We start from the raw sequence: 15,191 nt of genomic DNA on the forward strand, positions 1-15,191 counted from the left end.
CCAAACTGACAACTTACAATTAACACTTATTCGGACTGCTCGTCAGAGGGGGGTTTGTTCAAGGATTGCCGATGTGGAAACAACGTGATCAAAAGCTGCTGAATACTTCCCTGTCCATAGATGTGAGTACCGATATTGTTTGGCGAGTCAGTGGTAGGCTCTTTTATACCCTCAGTTGCAGAAGACGCGGAGATATCGACATGAGAATTTCCCGTATCTGCCTGTTCCTGTGGCGACCTGTCCTCTTCAATAGAAGCAGAATTGGTGGTGGACGGTTCCGGCTGTTGTGTTTGGTAAGTCGTATCGACAGAATCGGAAATATGCCGACTGGTATCTCCTAGAACTGAACCGGGTGCAACTACTTGTCCAGGTTCCACAGAATAATTGAAAACTGTTGTCGCCGCACCAATGCAAGCGTTTGCGCCAATTTTACCCTCACCAATCATTAGGAAACCGGCTCCCAAGTTTGCTCCTGCTTCTACTTCTAAGGTTCCTTGATGGACTTTAAGGATTGACCCCATACCAATGCAAACTCCAGAACCTACTATGATTTTGCTGTTTGGAGCCGCTTGGAGTATCACTCCTGGTGCGAGAACTGCACTTGGATGAATAATCACCTCGCCACTGATGTAAGAATCAAAGTTGTTGCCCAGGCGCAGTGGCGGCACAGACATGGAATTTTTAACCTCGGAAGCCGAAGAAAATACGATGGGGAGTTGGGGAGGCGGGGTGATGGGGGGCTGCTAGTAAAGAATTTCTCCCTATCTCCCCATCCCCCCATCTCGTCTTTTACTACGGGCGTTGGATAATCAATTCCAATACCCGGCGCTTAGCTTTAGGATCGATACCAATTAAGCGCACGTATTCTCCTTGATATTCGGCGAGGTATCCTTCCAATGCTGCGATCGCCTGTTGCAAACTGCTAGCCTGAATTTGTCCGCAGCTAGCCCAAGAACCTGTACGGAATCTCCTTTGATCTACATGTTCGGCACTAATCTTAAAGCCACCTGCCAACAGTTGCTGTAGCTGTTCTACTGCTTCGGAACTTAATTTGGTACTAGTAGCTGTTGCGGTTGTAGAAGCAAAAGAGGTAGCCGTCGTACTAGCTGATTTGTTGCTACCAGATGCAGCGACCGGGCCGTTGGGGCGTTGGATAATGCTTTCGAGTACACGACGTTTGGCTTTCGGGTCGATACCAATCAAGCGCACGTATTCGCCTTGATGATTATCCATACAATCTTCTAGGGCAGCAACCACTTCACCCGCAGAAGTTGCTTCAATTGGCTTGCAGCTTTGCCAGGAACCCGTGCGGAAACGGCGCTCATCTACGTGTTCTGTACCAATTCTGTAACCACCTGCTAATAGTTGGCGGATTTGATCTACTGTTTCACTGCTGAGTCTGCTGCTGCTGCCGTTGCTGCTACCATTGCCGTTGTAGCTGCCATTACTGCTATAACTAGCAGCAGGAGCCTTAAAGGAAGTAGGTGCTTGGACAACGCCATCCGGACGTTGAATAATAGTTTCTAACACGCGCCGTCTGCCCTTGGGGTCAATGCCAAACAGGCGAACGTACTCACCGCTGTGGTCTGCTAAACAACCCTCCAAAGCTGCGATCGCTTCACCTAAGCTTCTTGCTTCAATTGGCTTGCAACTAGTCCAAGAACCCGTGCGGAACCGCCGTTGGTCTACGTGTTCTGTGCCGATTTTATATCCTTGCTCCAATAGATAGCGTACCTGCTCTACTGTTTCTGCACCCAAGCTGCTGCTATACACCTCGCTGCTCCTTTCAAATCCATTAACGCCTTTGCTTGTATAAGATTTAGTTAATTCATCACGAATGGTTCTAATACATTTGCTATCCGCAGCACATAAGTAACCTGCTCGCAGTGCCTGATTGATACCAACCACATGATGGGCAAATTCCTTATCTTCAGCTTGCACATCTGGCAATCGGTCAGCTTGCTGCTGGTTAGTAATTACTGCTCCCGAAGGCACATACTTGCCTGGAGGGATTTCCACATCTTGGATTAAAGCGTGCATCATCACAATGCAACCTGCTCCCACCCTGGCATTAAAAACCGTAGAGCGAAAACCGATAAAACAACCATCTCCTACATAGCATGGCCCGTGAATTAAAGCCATGTGGGTGAGGCAGCTATTCTCACCAACCCATACCGAATATTCTTGTTGGTCATCACCAATTACACGCCCTTTCTCTAAGCCGTGTATAACAACACCATCTTGAATATTAGTGTTTTCACCGATATAAAAAGGCGTACCTTCATCTGCCCTAATCGAAGTACCAGGCGCAACTATTACATTTGCCCCTATCCGTACATCCCCAATGATATTGGAAAATGAATGCAAGAATGCTGATGGATCTATTGTTGGCTCAGCTAAATTTCTTGACCACGGGGTTGGGGGAGCCGCCTCCGCGATGCTGCGGACTGCCATTGCGAGATTCCTCCTCAATTGTTGTTGGTTGTTTGTTAGTTGTTGGTTGTTGGTTGTTGGTTTTTTCCCACCAACTACTAACCACTAACCACTAACAAATTCCTATCGATATTGATCTTTTTTGCTGTAAATCATGCGATCTTCGACGTGAATTGTATCAATAATCGCCACCACAGCAGCATCTACTGGACGCTGTTCATTACCAAGAATTTGGCGCGCAGCACTGCCACGACTGACAAGTACCCATTCATCCACTCCCGCACCAACATTATCAGCAGCCACCTCGTATTCTGGTAAAATGCGTCCTTCTTCATCTACTAATTGCAACAACAGTAGCTTAACACCTCTAAGACTTGGGTCTTTTTGAGTGCTCACTACTGTGCCGCGCACTTTAGCAATTTGCATTACTCTTTATGGTCTTCTGCCAAAGGGACGAATTGCGTTCACGTTCTCGCGGAACTGCTCTACATCTTCGGTGTAACGGATTGGCAGAACATATTCTAAGTTCTCGTGGGGACGAGCAATGATATGAGTAGACAGCACTTGTCCGCCATTGACTCGCTTGACAGACTCAACTCCTGCTGCTACAGAGGCTTGCACTTCCGAAACATCTCCACGAACGATAACGGTGACGCGACCGCTACCGATTTTTTCATAACCTACCAAGGTGACGCGAGCAGCTTTTACCATTGCATCCGCTGCTTCCACCACTGCCGGGAAACCAAGCGTTTCCACCATTCCTACTGCAATTGACATAATTTTTTTAATCCTTAAGAAGCTTCCAACAAACGATCAAACACAAGCAAAGCTAGCGACAAGAAGGCAACCCCGTTGTTTTGTTTTGTTTATGAACTGTGCCTAAGTGCGGAACTGCTCCACAGCTTCCGTATAACGAATCGGCAAGACGTATTCCAAGTTCTCGTGAGGACGAGCAATGATATGGGTAGATACCACTTCACCGCCGTTTACTCTTCTGGCTGCTTCAACTCCGGCAGCTACCGAAGCTTGCACTTCCGAAACGTCTCCCCGCACAATCACTGTCACCCTGGCACTGCCGATTTTTTCATAACCGACTAAAGTGACACGAGCAGCTTTTACCATAGCATCCGCAGCTTCCACCACTGCCGGAAAACCTTTAGTTTCAATCATTCCAACCGCAATAGGCATCGCAGGACTCCTAACACATTTAATGCAATTTGTACTATTTTGTTGAAAATTCTGACGGGGATGCTCATCTTGAGCTATTTAACTGTTCTCAAATTAAGCATAAGAAAGCTTGGCTCCCCTGACAATATAAATTAGTATAATAGTTTATAATAAAATAGTTTAAAAAAACTTAATAAAATTTTATGGGTAGATTTCGCTCAACCAATCTTCACAGATTCCTAGAGCAGCTACTTCTGTTTTATAATTTTTTTATAATATTCACTCAAACAAGTTCATACAGACCAAAATTCTGTATTTAGGGGAATGACAAACGAGCTACACAGTAGTACTGGTGTCTTTCCTCGCTTTTTACTGTTTGTGGAATTTATTTATAAAAGCAATATATAATTTCTTATTATCATCGATATAAAAGACTGTTTTCACATCATAATTCTCAAGCTAATCAAAGGAGGTCAAGATAGATAAGTAAGAAATTGTTTATAGGTAAGATAATAGTTTCTGTCCTATTTATGAAGACTCAAAAATGTAATAATACTATTTAATAAAATTTATATAGAGTTTAATTTATTCATTTCATTTAACAAGACCAATAATTACAAGCTGCGACATCAAGGGAAGATTAAATGAATCAGTTTCTGTTCTCAACAACTTGGTGGATACCATTTTATAGCTTATTAGGCGCAGTTTTGACATTGCCTTGGGCAATGGGAATAGTTCGCCGTACAGGACCAAGACCCGCAGCATATTTCAACTTATTGACGACATTTTTGGCTTTTATCCATAGTCTATTTGTCTTCAAGGATATTTGGAATGGAGAACCAGAAAATTTTGTAATTACCTGGTTTAGTGCTGCGGATTTAAATATTTCCTTTGCCTTAGAAATCTCACCAGTCAGTGTTGGGGCAACAGTTTTAATAGCAGGGTTAAGTTTACTAGCCCAAATTTATGCTTTGGGTTACATGGAAAAAGACTGGGCATTGGCTCGGTTCTTTGCCTTGATGGGCTTTTTTGAAGCAGCGCTAAGTGGCTTAGCTGTAAGTGACTCCTTGTTTCTCAGCTACGCATTACTGGAAATGCTGACTCTTTCTACTTACTTATTGGTGGGATTTTGGTATGCTCAACCGCTAGTAGTAACAGCAGCACGAGATGCTTTTTTAACTAAGCGTGTGGGAGATTTGCTGCTGCTGATGGGAGTAGTAACCCTGTCTACTAAAGCAGGCAGTTTGAATTTTTCCGATTTATATGAGTGGGCGCAAACAGCAGAGTTAAGCCCATTAACATCGAGTTTATTAGGATTGGCATTGATTGCAGGCCCTGCTGGTAAATGCGCTCAATTTCCCTTGCACCTGTGGTTAGATGAGGCGATGGAAGGGCCAAACCCAGCTTCGGTGATGCGAAACTCAATGGTAGTAGCTGGTGGAGCCTATATACTGTTCAAATTGCAGCCTATCCTAGCACTGTCACCCTTTGCTTTAAGAGCCTTGATGATTATAGGTACAGTAACAGCGGTCGGTGCATCTTTGGTGTCTATCGCTCAAACTGATATCAAGCGGGCGCTATCCCATTCCACTAGTGCATACATGGGATTAGTGTTTTTGGCTGTGGGTTTGCAACAAGGAGGTGTGGCTCTGATCTTGTTGTTTACCCATGCGATCGCCAAAGCATTGTTATTTATGAGTACTGGCTCTGTAATTTATACCACTAGTAGCCAAGATTTAACAGAAATGGGCGGCTTGTGGTCGCGGATGCCAGCAACTACCACAGCCTTTGTGGTCGGTTCAGCCGGAATGGTAACGCTGCTACCCTTGGGAAGCTTTTGGGCAATGTTATCTTGGGCTGACGGCTTGGCACTCATTACCCCTTGGGTGTTGTGGGTTTTGGTAATTGTGAATGGCCTAACGGCATTGAATTTAACGCGGGTATTCCGGTTAGTATTCTGGGGAGAACCCCAACAAAAGACCCGCCGTGCACCAGAAGTTCCCTGGCCAATGGCATTGCCAATGGTAGCTCTGACAGTGGTGACTCTGTTAGTACCCATGATGTTACAGCAATGGTATCTCTTACCTAGCTGGGAAAGCATTAATTGGTTCGTAGTAGCAATGTTGGTGTCGTCTACTATGTTAGGAGTAGGTATAGGATCTACAATTTATCTGCACAAAGCTTGGTCGCGTTCCAGAGTACTGACTTGGAGACTTGTGCAGGATTTGCTGGGATATGACTTTTACATTGACCGCATTTATAAATTTACGGTAGTGAGTGCTGTTGCTTTGCTTTCCAAGATTTCCGCGTGGAGCGATCGCTATTTAGTAGACGGTCTGGTTAACTTAGTAGGGTTCGCAACAATGTTTGGTGGGCAAAGCTTGAGATACAGCGTTTCCGGTCAATCGCAAGGGTATCTTTTGACTATCGTTGTTGGCATCAGCATCCTGGGTTTCTTCATCGGCTGGTCATTAGGATTGCTGGAGAAATTGCCTTTTTAGTCAATAGTCATTAGTCATTAGTCAACAGTTAGTAGTTAGTAGTTATTTCTCCCACTCCCCCACTCTCCCACTCCCCCCATCTCCCTAGTCCCTAGTTCCTACAAACTATGCTCAGTGCTTTAATTTTGCTGCCATTGTTAGGTGCGGCTATAGTCAGTTTCTTGCCTGTTGGCATGAATGCGAAACTCTCTCGTAGTGTCGCTTTGATTTTTGCCAGTTTAGCTTTCGTATGGACGCTGGTTTTAACAAGCCAGTTTGATCCAACAGTCATCACTCAACAGTTTGCTGAATTTCTGCCTTGGATAGATGCCTTGGGTTTGAACTATCACCTGGGGATAGATGGCTTATCTTTACCTTTATTGGTTTTGAATGGACTGTTGACTTGCATTGCGATCTACAGCAGCGATGAAAATCTACGGCGTCCGCGCTTTTATTACTGTTTGATACTGCTGTTAAGTGCTGGCGTCAGTGGAGCATTTTTAGCACAGGATTTACTGTTATTTTTCCTGTTTTACGAGTTGGAACTTATTCCCCTTTATTTGCTAATTGCCATTTGGGGTGGTGAACGCCGGGGTTACGCAGCGACAAAATTTTTGATTTATACCGCTGTTTCCGGAATTTTAATTTTGGCAAGTTTCCTAGGCATAGTGTGGCTAAGTGGTTCTCCTAGCTTTGCTGTAGAAACTTTGAATACCAAAGGTTTACCTTTAGCCACACAAGTTTTGCTGTTGCTGGGGATTTTAATTGGTTTTGGCATCAAGATTCCCTTGGTTCCCTTTCATACTTGGTTGCCGGATGCTCACGTAGAAGCTTCCACGCCAATTTCAGTACTGTTAGCTGGGGTATTGTTGAAGTTGGGAACTTACGGTTTACTGCGCTTTGGTATGTACTTGTTGCCAGATGCTTGGAGTTATTTGGCTCCTGTTTTGGCAACTTGGGCGGTAGTCAGCGTGCTTTACGGTGCATCCTGCGCGATCGCCCAAACAGACATGAAAAAAATGGTGGCATACAGTTCTATTGGTCACATGGGCTACGTCCTGATCGCTGCCGCTGCTGCCACCCCTTTAAGCATATTGGGAACAGTTATGCAAATGATAAGCCACGGCTTAATTTCTGCATTACTGTTTTTGCTAGTAGGGGTTGTGTATAAAAAAGCAGGTAGCCGTGATTTAGATGTCCTCAGGGGACTGTTGAATCCAGAACGAGGTATGCCTGTAATTGGTAGCTTGATGGTATTGGGAGTAATGGCAAGTGCTGGCATACCGGGAATGTTCGGTTTTATTGCTGAATTCGTTGTCTTTCGTGCTAGTTTTGCAGTTTTTCCTGTACAAACCCTGTTATGCATGGTTGGTACAGGTTTAACTGCGGTTTACTTCTTACTTCTGACTAATCGCGCCTTTTTTGGACGCTTATCTGCACAAGTTGTCAACTTACCACGAGTTTATTGGAGCGATCGCGCTCCAGCAATTGTTCTAGCTGTTTTGATTGTAATTTTTGGTATTCAGCCAGCTTGGTTAATACATTGGACTGAAGCAACAACAACAGCAATAGCAAATACTCAGAGTGTTGTTGCCCACGTGTCTTTTGAGAAGGCACAAGGTAAGAGTTGAAACTTGTTAGTAGTTAGTGGTTAGTAGTTAGTAGTTGGTTATAGACCACTAACCCTTCGGGTACTCTACGAGAAGCCGCCCACAAGGGGCGTCTACGCCAGTCGCTCATGGGGGGAACCCCCTTTGGAGCGCGCTGGCTCACCACTAACGCCTCCAGTTTTTGTTAGGAGAATTGCCAATGGTAACTGCTAAAAATAAACCTACTAATTATCCATTATCTGAATATATAGAACGGCTCCAATCTGGGGGAGCATTGCTTCCCGACAATCCAGAAAACGTGTTAGAAGTAGTCGGCATTCTTAAGAGTTATGGCGTAGTTTTGGATGCTTACTCGAAAAATCTCATTTATATTGCCGAAAATCAATTCTTAGTTTTTTTCCCTTTTTTTAAATATTTTAATGGAGAAATTTCTTTTCAAAAATTACTTCGTCACTGGTGGCATGACCGAATTAATTTTGAATATGCCGAATATTGCATGAAAGCAATGTTTTGGCATGGTGGTGGTGGATTAGATAAATATTTAGATACAAAAGAATTTCAACAGAGAGCGCAAGCTGTTATCGCAGCTAAATTTAAAAATAATCCCATTGTTATGGGAATTAATCAACTCTTTCCCGATTTCTTAATCGAACAGTTGCGAGTATCTGCTTACTACAGCGGATTAGGTCAATTCTGGCGGGTCATGGCTGATATTTTCCTCAGCTTATCAGACCTCTACGATCAAGGCAAAATCAAATCGATTCCCCAAGTTGTAGACCATATCAAAGCAGGTTTAGTAGAAGCCGCAAATAAACCAATTACCTACTCTGTCAAAATACGGGATAAAGTTTATGACATTATTCCTGCAAGTGTTGGTTTGACATTCCTTGCTGATACCGCAGTACCCTATGTAGAAGCTGTTTTCTTCCGGGGAACACCTTTTCCTGGCACAGTTTCATACAATGCCCAAGCGTATCAAATTCCACCAGATCAATCGAGATTTCAATATGGTGCTTTGTATGCTGACCCCTTGCCTATTGGCGGTGCGGGTATTCCTCCGACTTTATTAATGCAAGATATGCGTCACTTTCTCCCAGAGTATTTGCATGAAGTGTATCGTCGCAGTCGCCGGGGAGAAGATGATTTACGGGTGCAAATTTGCATGACTTTCCAAAAGTCGATGTTCTGCGTGACTACCGCAGCGATTTTAGGATTAATGCCTTATCCTCCGGATACGCAAGATCCAGAAGAACAAAGACTAAATCGAGTCTATTTAGAAAAGTGGATGGATAGATTAGAAACTTCGCGATTGCAGGAAGTTAATAGTTAGTTTTAGCAAAGATTAGCTAAATTTTGTAGGGTGTGTTAGCGTCAGCTAACGCACCTTATATATATAGTAATCTGCCACAAAGATTATGACAGGCTAAGGAAGTTTATAGTAAGCGCTAAGCATACTTACATGAGGGCTAAAGCCCTCACTACAAACCTATCAAAATTAGTGTGGTGGAGTAATAGAGCTAAACTTGAGAGCGGTCTGTCAAAATCTCGTAGCCAGTTTCTGTCACCAACACGGTATGCTCAAACTGAGCAGATAGAGAATTATCCACAGTTACAGCAGTCCAACGGTCTGATAGTATCCGCGTGTACTTGGAACCAGCATTCAGAATTGGCTCAATTGCCAGTGTCATTCCCGCACGCAGTTTTACATTTGGCATATCGCGGGTGCGGAAGTTGAAAACTGAAGGTTCTTCGTGCAAATTGCGACCAACACCATGTCCGGTAAAGTCCTCAACTACACTAAATTTATTAGCTTTGACATGGTCTTCAATTGCTCCAGCAATATCCATCAGGTAATTACCTGCTTTTACCTGTTCAATTCCTTTATAAAGCGCTTCTTCTGCTACGCGAATCAGTCTCGCAGCTTCTGGGGTGACTTCACCTACAGCAATAGTAATGCAAGAGTCACCATGAAAACCTTGATAATAAGCGCCTGTATCTACTTTTAAAACATCTCCGGCACGAATAACTTTTTTAGGATTGGGGATACCATGCACAACTTCATTATTTATGCTGGCGCAGATGGAAGCGGGAAAACCATGATATCCTTTAAAGCTAGGTGTTGCATCCATCTCTCGGATGCGTTTTTCCGCATGAGCATCCAAGTCAGCTGTAGTCATTCCTGGCTGTACCAACTCAGAAATTTCTTTTAGCACAGTTGCTACAATTTTTGTCGATTGCCGCATAATTTCAATTTCACGCGGCGACTTAATTTCTATGCCTCTGCGTTGCCTTTTAGGACGGTTATCTTGAGCTGGTTGAGAAAGCAGGTTACTTAGAATGTTCATGGGAAATCAATAATTATCTGCGCCTTAGCACTTTTTTGTTGTTTGTTGTTCGTTGTTTGGAACAAGCAACTGGTAGGAGAGGTTTAGTTATGATATTCATGGGTGTCAATGACGAGATATCTCTTAAAACCCATCCCTACCTATGTTTGTTTGCTCTTAGTACTTAGTTGAGAAACAATTTCTATATTTAAATTAACTTATTTTTTGCCTGATGCTGTGTTCGTGAAGTTGTATATAGCTAAGCTCTATTCAAGATGCTTGACACTAGGGACTCAATTTTTTTAATGTTCAATTTTTAATTTCATATCTTCTAACTTTTTCAGGGCTGACCAGAAGTGATGATAATATCTCCGGTCATGCCAGCTTCAGTATGTCCCGGTATGGGACAGTGTAAGCTATATTTGCCCGGCTTTAGCGGCACAAACACCCATTCTGCCTCAGCACCTGGCTTGAGTTCCATCTCGTGAATCGCTCCTTTGACTTCTACTTTGCCTGCTTCGACTTTTTGTGTCCAAATATTATCAGCAAAATCCTTGGCTGTGAAATAATGCTTTTGGGGGCTGGGATTGATCAGCCGAAGTTTGTAGCGTTTACCAGCCACAAATTCTAATTGATTTGGCTCATACTTAAGTTCGTTACTAGAATTGCCTAGGCTAACCGTAATTTCTGTAGGTGGTTGTTTTAGCAGATCTCCAGATAAATTAGCTGCTTGTGCCGGAGTAGCAATGATGATACTAAAACACAGAACAGACGCAATTGTTACAACAAAGATGCGTTGTAAAGTCTCTAGAAAAATCCTTGCGACGAACTGAATCATAGGTAATCACCAAAATGTAAATTTAGTCATTAGTCATTTGTCATTTGTCCTTTGTTGGTTTTTGGTTGTTGGTTGTTCACTACTAACTACTAACTACTAACTACTAACTACTAACCAATGACCAATGACTATTTCTACCTGACACTTTGATTTGCTACTATAGCTGGGCCAGCTGTTACTACCACAATTTTATCTGGATGAAGTAACTCACGAGCTGCTTGATTGGCCTGGTCAAGGGTCACTGTAGCAACTTTACCAACAAAAGAGCGCAGTTCTTCTGCATCTAGCCCATACACCTTATTCATCAAGATTCTGTATGATAATTCCTCTGGATTGGCTAGAGAAACATTATAGTTACTAATCAGAGTACGTTTAGCTGTCTCCAATTCTTCAGCGGTAATGCCTTGCTGATGAATTTCTTGTAGCAGTCGGCGGGTGCTGGCGATCGCCTGAGAAGTATCTTCTGGGGATGTTTGCATTTCAATCAAAAATATCCCAACGTTATTCCCAGTTTGGAAGGTGCTATAAATTCCGTAAGTCAAACCTTGGCGATCGCGTACTTCTGCTCCCAGTCGACTGGATAGAGTATCGCCACCCAAAATCTGATTTAACACCAAAGCTGCGTAAAATCGCGGGTCTTTACGGTTAATACCTGTGTTCCCCATATAAGTAATTGCTTGGCTTTTACCCGGAAGCACCGGATTAACACGCACGATTTTGTCTGGCATTGATACCACTGGGTATTCCAATTGTGGGGGTTGACCGCTAACTTGCCAGTCACCAAACTCCGCTTCAATCAGCGATCGCACCTGTTCGGGAGCAAAATCTCCTACCAGCGTTAGCACCAAAGTGTCTGGGCGGTAGTGTTTAGTTTTAAAATCAACCAAATCTGCTCGGCGAATCTGCTGCAAACTCTTTTGTGTGGGAAATTTGTGTAGGGGATGTTTCTTTGGATAAAGAGATTGTAAAAATGTTCTTTTTGCAACTTCTGTGGGATCGTCCAATTCTTGCTTCAGATCGGTTAAAGCCTGTTGACGACTCAGTGCCAATTCTTTATTTGGAAAAGTCGCATTTTTAACTACATCTCCTAAAGTTTCTAGAAGCACAGGCAAGTCGCCTGCCAAGCTATTACCCTGAATTTCCACACCTTCACGATAAGTTTCAAACTCTAGGCTAGCCCCACGTTCTTCCAAAGCTTTAGCTATTGTCAATACATCCTTGGTTTTAGTCCCGTTCATCAGATTGTCTGCTACCAAAGATGCGAGTCCAGCTTTACCCTCTTGATCAAATTCCGTACCAGCTTTGATATAACCACTCAACGTTACTGTTGGAGTACTTTTGTCTGGCAACAACAATACTTCTATGCCATTGGACAATGTGAATTGCTGTGGTAGCGTGCGAGTAGCGGAGACTGTCGTCATATCTACACGCGGGAGGTACTTCGCCACCTCAGCAGGTTCCTGAGGTTCGCCAGGAGTAAAATTTTCAGTTATAAGTGTAGAGCGTGGCTTGACAGCACTCTTTTCTTCTGACTGCGTCTGGGTTGGTTCAAAAATTCCTACAAAACGCGCTTTTGGTTTTAAGTATTGATTTACTACACGTTGCACATCTGTAGCCGTCACTTCGCGAATAACTGCTAAGTAGCGGTCTGTATAGCGATAATCACCAGTAGTGGTTTCATCGTTACCTAGTTGCATTGCTTGACTGGTGATATCACGGTTATTTAAAATCACATCTGCTTCTAGCTGTGCTTTAGCGCGGTTGACTTCTTCTTTTGTTACTCCTTTGAGAGCAAGATTGGCGATCGCCTTCTGCATCGTTGAGTCAATCTTTGTCAAATTTTGACCGGGAGTCCCAGTTACCGATAGTTCGTACCAACCTCCTTCCCGCAAGCTGACAACAGAACCTGTCAGATCGCTAGCTAAACCAGACTCCACTAACGCTTGATACAGCCGAGAATTTCGTCCCTCTGTCAACAAGTAATCCATTACATCCAACGCTGGCACATCCGGATGATTTGCATCCGGTAACGCATACACTGCTTGCAAAAGTGCGTTTGCTCCTGGTTCTCGTAGAACTATAGCAGAGGAGGAGAGAGGGAGAGTCTTTGTAGTTTTGACTGTTGACTGTTGACTGTTGACTGTTGACTGTTGACTATTCTGGATTTTCTCAAATATGTCTTTAACGGCTTTGAGGGTTTTTGCTGTTTCAAAATCACCAACAATTACCAAAACAGCATTGTCAGGACTGTAGAATTTACTATAGTATTTTTGTACTTGTTTAACTTGGAACTTCTCGACATCAGCTTTAGTGCCACCTACAGGCAAGCCGTAAGGATGCTTGGGAAATATCTTCTGTAGCACTGCTCGACTAAGACGGTACTCTGGGCTGTTTTCATAACCCTGCAACTCAGAAATTACTACTCGCTTCTCACTCGCTAATTGCTCGACATTAATCAGAGCATTTTGCATTCTGTCTGCTTCCAGCGTTAGAAGAGCATTCAGCTTGTCGCGCTCCGCAGTGCTGTAGTATGCAGTTTGATCGTAGCTCGTGAAAGCGTTGGAGTCGCTACCTAAAGCACTAAACAAGCGTCCAAATTGAATTGGACGATTTTTCGTACCTTTGAACATCATATGCTCTAACTGATGGGCAATACCATTTACTCCTGCTTCTTCGTTGCGCGATCCCACTTTATACCAAACTTGCACAGTCACCACTGGTGCTGAATGGACTTCCTTGGTCAGGACAGTAAGACCATTTTCCAGTACTGTCTTGCTGACGTTATCTGTCACTGAATTGATTTGTGTTTTTTTAGCAACATTATCATTGCGAGTTTTTACTAAGGCTGATGTTGCGGTCATATGGCTGATAGCAGATCCATCACTGAGTAGCAAAACCGCAATAAACCAGAGAGTTAACACAAAAATAGAGAAACGATATCTATGCAACGCTGTAAACACAGACATGTATTTGCTTAATATATCTGTAAATTAAGTTACAGATTTTTTCTACGACTATAGTCTAATCCCGCTGGGGAATATGTTACCTCAGCAACACTACAGAGAAATATTATTCTACAGATAAAGTAATAAATATGCAACTACCGATGGGTTGATTTTTTTGAAAAAATAAATTTTCTTGAACCACCAAGACACTAAGACACAAAGAAAAATCCATAGAGATACCCTATACCCCTATACCCTTTCTTTGATGAACAACTACTGGAGTGCGGCTAAAACCCGAATGAATTCTAAAGGTAAGCCATCGGCATCGGCAATAAAGGCGACTTCATAGATGCGATCGCCTATTTGCTGCTGCATCGGTTCTAAAAGAATCTTTAGTGGTTGTAAGTGTTCTGGTTGATTTTGTGCGGCCAGAGTAAAATTTTCTTTCAAATCTGTCAACCAGCTAGGCAAATCGGTCGTGATGTTAGTGAGATCGAAAGACAGATGATAGTAACCCACATAATGCTCATCTGCGAATGCATCGGGGGCTGGTTTTGGTTCTGGTATTTGGATTAGTTCAATTCTGCCACCTAGTCCTTCCATCCAACAAGCGAGGGTATAGCCTGTAGTGAAGCGTTCGCAAACTGTAAACCCTAGTTGTTCGTAGAAGGCGATCGCTCGATGGATATTAGCTGTGCGAATAGAAGCGTGGTGCATAATTTTGGCTTTCAATTGTTGTTGGTTGTTAGTTGTTTGTTGTTTGGAAAAACCACCAACCATCAACTACCAACTACCAACAACTAACCATTGACAAATGACTAATAACTATTATTCAAATAATCTGAAATAAGGATAACGTACAGGCACACCGGGTTCTTTTTCCAAATCAAAATTAATTACTTCCCAACAGGGTTCTTCTTTGGGATCGGGGCCAAACTCCACAGGTAAACCGTACAGTCGTGCCGAAGCCCCTTCTGATTGTCCTCCCCGCCAAGGAGTGCTGCGTTCTAAATAGCCACTCATCAATTCCTGATAGCGGCGAGCAATAATTACCCGTGTTGCTCGATAACCTTGCGTATATAACTTATCTAATGCTTCGTGGATTTCAAACCGAATGCCATCTGGATGCGTATGTTGTCGATACCATTCACCATTCCACCGACGCCAGTGACGTCCAGACTGTAAATGAATCAACTCTCCTGTTTTAGGATTGGCTTCAAACGCGCCATGACGGGGACATAAGTAAGTATCTGTTAGTGTCAGTGCCGGGATTGTCTGACGGCAGTGGGGACACTGAATTTCGGGGCCAAATATTGGGTACTGCAAGCCTGGATTCATCATGAAGTGCGTACAAGAAGAATATTTTTGTCTTCACCAGTGACGTTGGTTTTATT

13 protein-coding genes are annotated in these 15,191 nt (G+C 43.3%); 3 read left to right on the forward strand and 10 right to left on the reverse strand.

Going from position 1 to position 15,191, the window contains the following annotated elements; translation table 11 throughout:
- Positions 1-26: 26 nt before the first annotated feature.
- The 5 genes from FIS9605_RS0100670 to FIS9605_RS0100690 form a co-directional block, all read right to left on the reverse strand.
- Positions 27-674, reverse strand: a complete 648-nt coding sequence (locus FIS9605_RS0100670; RefSeq protein ID WP_026730859.1) for a transferase — start codon at positions 672-674, stop codon at positions 27-29.
- Positions 675-792: 118 nt separating this feature from the next.
- Positions 793-2,454: a ribulose bisphosphate carboxylase small subunit gene (locus FIS9605_RS0100675; protein WP_026730860.1), complete on the reverse strand. Its 1,662-nt coding sequence runs from the start codon at positions 2,452-2,454 to the stop codon at positions 793-795.
- A gap of 102 nt (positions 2,455-2,556) precedes the next feature.
- A complete protein-coding gene (locus FIS9605_RS0100680; protein WP_026730861.1) occupies positions 2,557-2,859 on the reverse strand; it encodes a EutN/CcmL family microcompartment protein in 303 nt (100 codons plus the stop codon).
- 6 nt (positions 2,860-2,865) lie between these two features.
- Positions 2,866-3,210 (reverse strand): carbon dioxide-concentrating mechanism protein CcmK, encoded by a 345-nt coding sequence (locus FIS9605_RS0100685; RefSeq protein ID WP_010995041.1) that lies wholly within the window; start codon positions 3,208-3,210, stop codon positions 2,866-2,868.
- Positions 3,211-3,312: 102 nt separating this feature from the next.
- Positions 3,313-3,621 (reverse strand): carbon dioxide-concentrating mechanism protein CcmK, encoded by a 309-nt coding sequence (locus tag FIS9605_RS0100690; RefSeq protein ID WP_009457333.1) that lies wholly within the window; start codon positions 3,619-3,621, stop codon positions 3,313-3,315.
- Positions 3,622-4,244: 623 nt separating this feature from the next.
- Here FIS9605_RS0100690 and FIS9605_RS0100695 point away from each other — a divergent pair.
- The 3 genes from FIS9605_RS0100695 (at position 4,245) to FIS9605_RS0100705 (ending at position 9,020) form a co-directional block, all read left to right on the forward strand.
- The gene (locus FIS9605_RS0100695) at positions 4,245-6,101 is read left to right on the forward strand and encodes an NAD(P)H-quinone oxidoreductase subunit F (RefSeq protein ID WP_026730862.1); all 1,857 of its coding nucleotides are present in this window, start codon (positions 4,245-4,247) and stop codon (positions 6,099-6,101) included.
- Between the two features lie 107 nt (positions 6,102-6,208).
- Positions 6,209-7,711 carry an NADH-quinone oxidoreductase subunit M gene (locus tag FIS9605_RS0100700; RefSeq protein WP_026730863.1) on the forward strand — a complete coding sequence of 501 codons (1,503 nt, stop codon included), beginning with the start codon at positions 6,209-6,211 and terminating at the stop codon, positions 7,709-7,711.
- Between the two features lie 178 nt (positions 7,712-7,889).
- Entirely contained in the window at positions 7,890-9,020 is a 1,131-nt protein-coding gene (locus FIS9605_RS0100705) for a CO2 hydration protein (RefSeq protein WP_026730864.1), read from the forward strand.
- Positions 9,021-9,207: 187 nt separating this feature from the next.
- Here FIS9605_RS0100705 and map read toward each other — a convergent pair whose 3' ends face one another.
- The 5 genes from map to FIS9605_RS0100730 all read right to left on the reverse strand — a co-directional run bounded on the left by map (position 9,208) and on the right by FIS9605_RS0100730 (position 15,135).
- Positions 9,208-10,035 carry a type I methionyl aminopeptidase gene (gene map, locus FIS9605_RS0100710; protein WP_026730865.1) on the reverse strand — a complete coding sequence of 276 codons (828 nt, stop codon included), beginning with the start codon at positions 10,033-10,035 and terminating at the stop codon, positions 9,208-9,210.
- A 319-nt stretch (positions 10,036-10,354) separates the two neighbouring features.
- Positions 10,355-10,852 carry a cupredoxin domain-containing protein gene (locus FIS9605_RS0100715; RefSeq protein ID WP_026730866.1) on the reverse strand — a complete coding sequence of 166 codons (498 nt, stop codon included), beginning with the start codon at positions 10,850-10,852 and terminating at the stop codon, positions 10,355-10,357.
- 134 nt (positions 10,853-10,986) lie between these two features.
- On the reverse strand, positions 10,987-13,818 hold the full coding sequence (locus tag FIS9605_RS0100720) for a M16 family metallopeptidase (protein WP_026730867.1): 2,832 nt from the start codon (positions 13,816-13,818) through the stop codon (positions 10,987-10,989).
- 252 nt (positions 13,819-14,070) lie between these two features.
- Positions 14,071-14,514 (reverse strand): VOC family protein, encoded by a 444-nt coding sequence (locus FIS9605_RS0100725; RefSeq protein WP_026730868.1) that lies wholly within the window; start codon positions 14,512-14,514, stop codon positions 14,071-14,073.
- Positions 14,515-14,625: 111 nt separating this feature from the next.
- Complete coding sequence (locus FIS9605_RS0100730; RefSeq protein ID WP_442854681.1) at positions 14,626-15,135, reverse strand: TIGR02652 family protein; 510 nt, start codon at positions 15,133-15,135, stop codon at positions 14,626-14,628.
- Positions 15,136-15,191: the final 56 nt, after the last annotated feature.

The organism is Fischerella sp. PCC 9605 (assembly GCF_000517105.1).
Taxonomy (GTDB): Bacteria; Cyanobacteriota; Cyanobacteriia; order Cyanobacteriales; family Nostocaceae; genus PCC9605.

Coding starts and splice junctions, on each gene's coding strand:
- FIS9605_RS0100670 (WP_026730859.1), bottom strand. CDS start 674: ATGTCTGTGCCGCCACTGCGCCTGGGCAACAACTTTGATTCTTACATC.
- FIS9605_RS0100675 (WP_026730860.1), bottom strand. CDS start 2,454: ATGGCAGTCCGCAGCATCGCGGAGGCGGCTCCCCCAACCCCGTGGTCA.
- FIS9605_RS0100680 (WP_026730861.1), bottom strand. CDS start 2,859: ATGCAAATTGCTAAAGTGCGCGGCACAGTAGTGAGCACTCAAAAAGAC.
- FIS9605_RS0100685 (WP_010995041.1), bottom strand. CDS start 3,210: ATGTCAATTGCAGTAGGAATGGTGGAAACGCTTGGTTTCCCGGCAGTG.
- FIS9605_RS0100690 (WP_009457333.1), bottom strand. CDS start 3,621: ATGCCTATTGCGGTTGGAATGATTGAAACTAAAGGTTTTCCGGCAGTG.
- FIS9605_RS0100695 (WP_026730862.1), top strand. CDS start 4,245: ATGAATCAGTTTCTGTTCTCAACAACTTGGTGGATACCATTTTATAGC.
- FIS9605_RS0100700 (WP_026730863.1), top strand. CDS start 6,209: ATGCTCAGTGCTTTAATTTTGCTGCCATTGTTAGGTGCGGCTATAGTC.
- FIS9605_RS0100705 (WP_026730864.1), top strand. CDS start 7,890: ATGGTAACTGCTAAAAATAAACCTACTAATTATCCATTATCTGAATAT.
- map (WP_026730865.1), bottom strand. CDS start 10,035: ATGAACATTCTAAGTAACCTGCTTTCTCAACCAGCTCAAGATAACCGT.
- FIS9605_RS0100715 (WP_026730866.1), bottom strand. CDS start 10,852: ATGATTCAGTTCGTCGCAAGGATTTTTCTAGAGACTTTACAACGCATC.
- FIS9605_RS0100720 (WP_026730867.1), bottom strand. CDS start 13,818: ATGTCTGTGTTTACAGCGTTGCATAGATATCGTTTCTCTATTTTTGTG.
- FIS9605_RS0100725 (WP_026730868.1), bottom strand. CDS start 14,514: ATGCACCACGCTTCTATTCGCACAGCTAATATCCATCGAGCGATCGCC.
- FIS9605_RS0100730 (WP_442854681.1), bottom strand. CDS start 15,135: ATGAATCCAGGCTTGCAGTACCCAATATTTGGCCCCGAAATTCAGTGT.